Genomic DNA, 2,872 nt, shown 5'->3' on the forward strand with positions numbered 1-2,872 from the left:
TGGCCATTGTTGAGGTGAATTTAACATTTTCTTTGCCTGCCCCGTTGCTGTTTCCCCCAGGTCGGGCTAATTTAGGGAAGACGTTTTGGTGTGAACGGCTACAGTTGCTCGCAAGTGTTCCTCCCAGGGTCACTTGCCGCCTGCTGTAGAGCGATCTTCTCCTCGCGGGTTGGAGTAGTTGAGGTGCTGAATGTTCCGTCCCCTTGGTAAAGTGCCTCGCACTCCGTCGCAGGATCGACGAAGAGAAAGATCCACCTTTCGCCACCTCGAGAGGCCCCGTCCATCAAGACGAGTCTTGCGCCAGTTCAGTTGAGCTCCATGAGCGATATCTGCTTCCAGATTGACCCGAGCAATCGGTTATTCAGAAGCGGGCAGGCTGGCCTAGGGCAAGTCAGGCTTTGGCTTGCGGATATCGGCTCCCTCACTCTGGCGTTGTGGGATGCAGCAGAGCTGCAACTTGCTCCTCTCCCTTTGGCGTCTAAGCTCCCTTAGTCACCTTCATTTGTCTGTGATTAGGATCACGAGGAACTCAGCATGGCTCAAGCAAAGGAATTGGTGAAATCGGGTAAAACAGCTCTTCTCGAACCGGATCTGGAAAATCCACCTTCCAGCGCCCTGGAGTTGGACACCGAGACAGATACCCTCGAGAGCGAACTGGATACCGGTGACACTGATGCTTTTGATGAGGATGACGACGACGAAGAGGCAGCAGAGGAGGATGGAGAGACTGCCGCCGCCGGTGCCAAAGGTCGCTCAAAGCGCAAAGCGGCCAGTAAGAAAAAGCCCTACACCGATGACTCTATCCGGGTCTACTTGCAGGAAATTGGGCGTATTCGGCTGCTGCGGGCCGATGAAGAAATCGAGCTGGCCCGAAAAATTGCCGATCTGCTGGAGCTAGAGCGCGCTCGCGAGGCCGTTTTTCAGCGTATGGGCCTCTGGTCAGACCCAGAAGAGGTGCCAGACACCCTCTGGGCAGAAGAGGTCAAGATGTCCTTGCCGGAATTTCGGCGGCGGTTGCATCGGGGGCGGCGGGCCAAAGAAAAGATGGTGCAGTCTAATCTGCGTTTGGTGGTGTCCATCGCCAAAAAGTACATGAACCGGGGCCTGTCTTTTCAAGATCTGATTCAGGAGGGATCCCTGGGCCTGATTCGGGCAGCCGAGAAATTCGACCACGAGAAGGGCTACAAGTTCTCCACCTATGCGACGTGGTGGATTCGACAGGCCATCACCCGCGCCATTGCCGACCAATCCCGCACCATTCGCCTGCCTGTCCACCTCTACGAGACGATCTCCCGCATCAAAAAGGTAACCAAGTTGCTTTCCCAGGAATTGGGCCGCAAGCCCACCGAAGAGGAGATCGCCACCCGCATGGAGATCACCATCGAGAAGTTGCGCTTTATCGCCAAGTCGGCCCAGCTTCCCATCTCTTTGGAAACCCCCATCGGCAAGGAAGAGGATTCTCGGCTGGGAGACTTTATCGAGTCGGATGGGGAGACGCCGGAGGATCGGGTGGCCAAAGTCTTGCTCAGAGAAGATCTGGAAAGCGTTTTGGAAACCCTCACCGCCCGCGAACGGGATGTGTTGAAGTTGCGCTACGGCTTGGATGATGGCCGCATGAAAACGCTGGAGGAGATCGGCCAGATCTTTAATGTCACCCGTGAGCGAATCCGGCAGATCGAGGCTAAGGCTCTGCGCAAGTTGCGCCACCCCAACCGCAACAGCGTGTTGAAGGAATACATCCGGTGACTCTGGGGCCCATTCCTTCTAGCTCTCAGGGAGAGCCGGGGCAAGGGATCCAAGAGAGTTCCCGGCCCCCTAAGGCAGACTGAGTTGGAACTGCCAACCCGCGCGATGGAGGATCTTCAGCATGAACTCGAACCAGACTCCGCGGATCCCAGTCTTTCTGAAAAAGCAGCCCTCTTTCTGGTGTTGGCCGCGGTGGGCGCCATCGGAGCTTTGGTGGCCAAGCTCACCATTGTCAAGCTCACCATTGTGGTGGGGCGCACCGTTCGCAAGGATTCCTATTTTCTCTCCCAGAGGGCTGGATTGGCGGATCCCTTTACACAGACTCAAGGACTGAGCGATTGCGGCGCTTCTGGGCAGCCTTGACTTTCTACACGGCCCTGCCTCTGGGGTGGGTCGGAGACTTGCCGTTTGAGGGCATTGCCGCCTGGCTGCCAGGGGTAGGTGTGTTGCTGGGCGGGATCCTCTCCCTGGCTGGGATCCTGCTGCAGATTTTCCCCAATCCGGTGCGGGCCGCTTTGCTCTTGGCCCTGTGGGTTCTCTTGACCGGTGGGCTGCACCTGGACGGGGTGGCCGATACTGCCGATGGCTTGGCGATCAATGTCCACAAGAATCCTTACAAAGGGGATCCGGAACGGTCAACTGAGGATGGGCAAAAATCTGACTTGCAGGGATCCCGTCGCCGTCTGCAGGTGATGAGCGATAGCCACACCGGGGCCTATGGGGTACTGGCCTTGGTGCTGCTGCTGCTGCTGAAATTTGCTGCCCTGAGCAGCGTTCGAGCTTGGCCCCTCTTGCTGCTGGTGCCCGCCTGGGGGCGTTGGGGCCAGTTGCTCGCCATTGCCCTGTACCCCTATCTGCGAGAGCAGGGATCCGCCCGCTTCCTCAAAGACTCCACTTCCCTGCCGGGATCCCTGTGGCCGGGCACTCTGCTTGTGCTGGCCATCACCGGGGGGTTGGGCTGGGCTGGGATCTTGGCTTGGCCCCCTTTGCTGCTCTGGACGCTGGGATCCGCCCTGGGGGCTTGGGCCGTGGGCTACTGGATCTACCGCCAGTTGGGAGGACACACGGGCGATACCTACGGAGCTACGGTGGAATGGTCAGAAGCGATAGCATTGCTGTGGGGATC

General features: G+C 58.2%; 3 protein-coding genes. All 3 read left to right on the plus strand.

The window, feature by feature from the left end; all coding sequences use genetic code 11:
* The first annotated feature begins 534 nt into the window (after positions 1–534).
* Complete coding sequence (gene rpoD, locus NW820_RS08505) at positions 535–1,746, plus strand: RNA polymerase sigma factor RpoD (RefSeq protein ID WP_414383981.1); 1,212 nt, start codon at positions 535–537, stop codon at positions 1,744–1,746.
* Positions 1,747–1,830: 84 nt separating this feature from the next.
* The gene (locus NW820_RS08510; protein WP_011433785.1) at positions 1,831–2,109 is read left to right on the plus strand and encodes a hypothetical protein; all 279 of its coding nucleotides are present in this window, start codon (positions 1,831–1,833) and stop codon (positions 2,107–2,109) included.
* Positions 2,085–2,872, plus strand: a 788-nt coding sequence (locus NW820_RS08515) for an adenosylcobinamide-GDP ribazoletransferase (protein ID WP_414407242.1), incomplete at its 3' end; no start/stop codon positions are given. The genes NW820_RS08510 and NW820_RS08515, both read left to right, overlap by 25 nt.

It is taken from the genome of Synechococcus sp. R55.7 (assembly GCF_047461955.1).
Classification (GTDB): Bacteria; Cyanobacteriota; Cyanobacteriia; order Thermostichales; family Thermostichaceae; genus Thermostichus.

Bases quoted from the DNA above. Each gene is read 5' to 3' on its own strand.
- rpoD (WP_414383981.1), top strand. From the start codon at position 535: ATGGCTCAAGCAAAGGAATTGGTGAAATCGGGTAAAACAGCTCTTCTC.